The organism is Soehngenia longivitae, assembly GCF_004684055.1.
In the GTDB taxonomy this organism is placed as follows: Bacteria; Bacillota; Clostridia; order Tissierellales; family Tissierellaceae; genus Soehngenia; species Soehngenia longivitae.
Window position 1 is genome coordinate 1 of sequence record NZ_SRIB01000023.1, and the last position, 4,469, is coordinate 4,469.

Here is a 4,469-nt window from a genome sequence, read left to right on the forward strand (position 1 = left end):
GCTCTTCTTGAGAAGATAGCACCCTCTGGCTTCACAAAACAAATTATGTCCATCAAAAGTTTGTAAGGTTAAATTAGTCCCCTAAATTTGTAAGACTAAATTAGACTGTTTTTGAAAAAGGGGTCTAATTTACTTTTACAATTAACTAAAAGGTAAAAATTTTCACAAATGGGTAAAAAAGTATTGAAATAATAAAAAGAATTTTATATAATAATTAAAGGTCAAAGAAAGTCAAAGATAAAACAAAAAATTCGACAAAGAGAAAGTGGGTGATGTGTATGGAGTATAAGGACTATTATAAGATACTTGAAGTAGATAAAAATGCTACTCAAGATGAAATAAAAAAATCATTCAGGAAATTAGCTAAAAAGTACCACCCAGATTTGCACCCCGATGATCCGAAAGCACAAGAAAAATTCAAAGAGATAAATGAAGCTTACGAAGTACTTGGAGATGAGGAAAAAAGGAAGAAATACGATCAATTTGGGCAATATGGATTCAATGGAGGAGAGCAATTTGATCCATCTCAATTTGGATTTGGCAATTTCCAAGGTGGCAGAACATACACCTATACTACAGATAACATGGGAGATTTCAGTGATTTCTTTAATTTGATATTTGGCAATGACATGGGTAGTTCTGGTTCAAGAGGGTTTAATATAGGGGATATATTTGGATCAAGGACTTCACAGAGAAAGCAAAAAAAACAAAAACCAAATTATGAATCTGAACTTACTATAAGTCTTGAAGAGGCATATAAAGGTTCAACAAGAGATGTCATGCTCAATATAAATGGAGAAAATAAAACTATCACTGTAAAGATTCCTAAAGGCATAACAGAAGGCAAGAAAGTAAAGGTTAATGGAAATAAATGGGGATTAGATGGAGATATACTTTTCAAGATAAATATTAAGAAAGATGAAAATATTAGACTAGAAGGTTTAGATATATACAAAAAAGTAAAAGTATATCCATGGCAAGCATACTTTGGAGATAAGATCGTAGTAACTACATTGGATGGTAAAATTAGAGTTGAAATACCTGAAAGGACAAATTCAGGCAAAAAAATGAGACTTTCAAAAAAAGGATTTGTAGATTTAAAAGGTGACAAAGGAGATCTGTATCTTGAAGTGGAAATAGTAAATCCTGAAAGTATGACTAAAGAACAAGAAGAGTTATACAGAAAACTTAAAGAAATAACCAATCAAAATATAAACAATTAAGTGAGGTGATAATATGGATTTAGAAAAATTCACACAAAAAAGCATAGAAGCAATACAAGAATCACAAAACATAGCAATGAAATTAGGCAATCCTCAGCTAGAAGATATCCATATTCACTTAGCACTATTAAATGATAGGGATGGACTTATACCAAGAGTATTGTCTTTGATGGATATAAATCCGGATTTAGTAAGAGCCGACGTTGAAAGAAAAGTTGAAAAACTTCCAAAACAAACTGGAGGCTCACTATATCCAAGTAGGATATACTCAAAAATATTACTCGATGCAGAAGAAGAAGCAAATAAATTTAATGATCAATATGTGAGTGTGGAACATCTTTATTTAGCTATATTAAATCAAAAGGGTTCTATGTCTGAAGAGATACTTAAGAAATACAATATAAACAGACAAAGATTTTTAGAAGCGCTGAAAAAAGTAAGAGGCAATCAAACGGTAACCTCGGATAACCCTGAAGCTACTTATGAGGCTCTTACTAGATTTGGAAGAGACCTCGTTGACGAAGCTAGAAAAGGGAAACTCGATCCGGTCATTGGTAGAGATAATGAGATAAGAAATGTTATTAGGATACTCTCAAGAAGGACTAAAAACAATCCAGTGCTAATTGGAGATCCAGGAGTTGGTAAAACTGCTATAGTAGAAGGTTTGGCTCAAAGAATAGTCAATGGAGATGTACCAGAAGGCTTAAAAGATAAGACTATATTTGCACTTGATATGGGTGCATTGATAGCTGGAGCAAAGTACAGAGGAGAATTTGAAGAAAGAATAAAAGCAGTATTATCTGAAATTCAAAAATCAAATGGAAGGATAATACTATTTATTGATGAGATTCACAATATAGTTGGTGCGGGCAGAACAGAAGGAGCTATGGACGCATCTAACCTCTTAAAGCCAATGTTAGCTAGAGGAGAATTGCATACAATAGGAGCAACCACACTAGATGAATATAGAAAATACATTGAAAAAGATGCAGCTTTAGAAAGAAGATTCCAAAGGGTTTTAGTAACAGAACCCTCAGTAGAGGATACGATATCCATACTAAGAGGTCTCAAAGAAAAATATGAAATTCACCACGGAATAAGAATTTCTGATGGAGCAGTTATTGCATCAGCAACTCTTTCGGATAGATATATCACAGATAGATTTTTACCTGACAAAGCGATTGATTTAATGGACGAAGCTTGTGCAATGGTAAGAACAGAAATAGACAGCATGCCTCAAGAAATAGACGAAGTGCGAAGAAGAATACTTCAACTGGAAATTGAAAGACAAGCACTAAAAAAAGAAACTGATTTAGCTTCGAAGCAAAGACTACAAAAGCTTGAATTAGAGCTATCAGAGTTAAAAGACAAATTTAATTTGTTGAAAGCACAATGGGAAGAAGAAAAGAAAGAAATTGAAAAAGTTAAGCAAATCAAAGAAGAAATAGATAAAGTAAAAAGAGAAATAGAAGAAGCTGAAAGGAACTATGACCTTGAAAGACTATCACAATTAAAATATGGAACACTGGTTGAATTAGAAAAGAAATTAACTGAAGCTCAACAGAAAGACAATACTAGAGAAAGAATGCTCAAAGAAGAAGTAACAGAAGAAGAGATTGCTGAAGTAGTTGCAAAGTGGACTGGCATACCAGTAAATAAATTACTTGAAACTGAGAGAGAAAAACTATTAAATCTTGGTAGTATATTGCATCAAAGAGTAATAGGACAAGGTGAAGCAGTAGACGCTGTAGTTGATGCTGTTCTAAGAGCTAGAGCTGGATTAAAAGATCCAAACAGACCAATAGGTAGCTTTATATTTATTGGACCAACTGGAGTAGGTAAAACGGAGTTATCAAAGGCTTTGACAGAAGCATTATTTGATGATGAAAAAAACATGATCCGTATAGATATGAGCGAGTATATGGAAAAATTCTCAGTATCTAGATTAATCGGTTCTCCTCCAGGATACGTAGGGTACGAAGAAGGAGGACAACTCACAGAAGCGGTTAGAAGAAAACCATATTCAGTTGTGCTATTTGACGAAATAGAAAAGGCTCATCCAGATGTATTTAACATTTTACTTCAAGTATTAGATGATGGTAGGTTGACTGACAATCAAGGAAGAACAGTAGATTTTAAAAACACTGTAATTATCATGACATCCAATATAGGATCAAACTATCTATTAGAGGGATTACTTGAAGAAGGGCATATTTCTGAACAAACTAAAGAAAAAATCAATGCTGAGTTAAGAAGAACATTTAGACCAGAATTTTTAAACAGAGTTGACGAAATTGTAATGTTTAAACCATTACAAAGAGATGAATTATTTAAGATTATCGATTTGCAAATGAAACAAATAGAAAAACTTCTTGAAGATAGGAATATATCTATAAGATTAACTGATGAAGCAAAACAACTAATACTAAATAGATCATATTCTGTTCAATACGGTGCAAGACCAGTTAAGAGATTTTTGCAAAAAGAAATTGAAACAAGACTGAGTAGATTGATAATAGAAGGAAAAGTAAAAGATGGCAGTATGATAATTGTTACTGTTAAAAACAATGAAATAGATTTGATAATAGAATAAAATAAAAAAGATGCTGATTGAATTAAATCAATTAGCATCTTTTTTTATGTAGCCGTGCACCTACTTTCGACAATTCCACTCCGAGCGGTACCTAGACAGTTAGCTCGAGTAAGGTTTCCCTACGGCACACGGAAATTCTCACTTATCGCTGCTTCCTTCCGGACCTGACGAGGTTCATGAGTTTCCGTTGCGCAGGACCTGACTGTCAACACCACTTATCTAGGGCAGACCTCACAGCAGAAAAGCCTAGAGTAGGACTTCAACCCTGCTATAGCGGATTGCAGGTTATAGGGCACCGCTACCTCCCCGTCTAGCACGGCAAAATTTATGATGGCGGAGAGAGAGGGATTCGAACCCTCGAGACGTTTATAGCGCCTACACGATTTCCAGTCGTGCGCCTTCGACCAGCTCAGCCATCTCTCCTTGGACGATACAAGGAATATTATAGGTTAAAATTTAACTAATGTCAAGGACAATGATTTTTTGGGTGTAGTTATTCTATGATAAGTTAATTGTAAAAGTAAATTAGACCCCTTTTTCAAAAACAGTCTAATTTAGTCTTACAAATTTAGGGGACTAATTTAACCTTACAAACTTTTGATGGACATAATTTGTTTTGTGAAGCCAGAGGGTGCTATCTTCTCAAGAAGAGC

General features: G+C 34.1%; 2 protein-coding genes, 1 tRNA gene and 1 other RNA gene. 2 read left to right on the plus strand and 2 right to left on the minus strand.

Annotated elements, in window-relative coordinates; translation table 11 throughout:
• The first annotated feature begins 278 nt into the window (after positions 1–278).
• A complete protein-coding gene (locus E4100_RS09170) occupies positions 279–1,223 on the plus strand; it encodes a DnaJ C-terminal domain-containing protein (RefSeq protein ID WP_135271749.1) in 945 nt (314 codons plus the stop codon).
• Positions 1,224–1,236: 13 nt separating this feature from the next.
• Positions 1,237–3,816 (plus strand): ATP-dependent chaperone ClpB, encoded by a 2,580-nt coding sequence (gene clpB, locus E4100_RS09175; protein WP_135271750.1) that lies wholly within the window; start codon positions 1,237–1,239, stop codon positions 3,814–3,816.
• A 52-nt stretch (positions 3,817–3,868) separates the two neighbouring features.
• On the opposite strand, the gene ffs is transcribed toward clpB, so the two are convergent.
• Both ffs and E4100_RS09185 read right to left on the minus strand, forming a co-directional pair.
• An RNA gene (ffs, locus tag E4100_RS09180) (signal recognition particle sRNA large type) lies at positions 3,869–4,135 on the minus strand.
• 12 nt (positions 4,136–4,147) lie between these two features.
• A tRNA-Ser gene (locus E4100_RS09185) sits at positions 4,148–4,239 on the minus strand.
• Positions 4,240–4,469 lie beyond the last annotated feature (230 nt).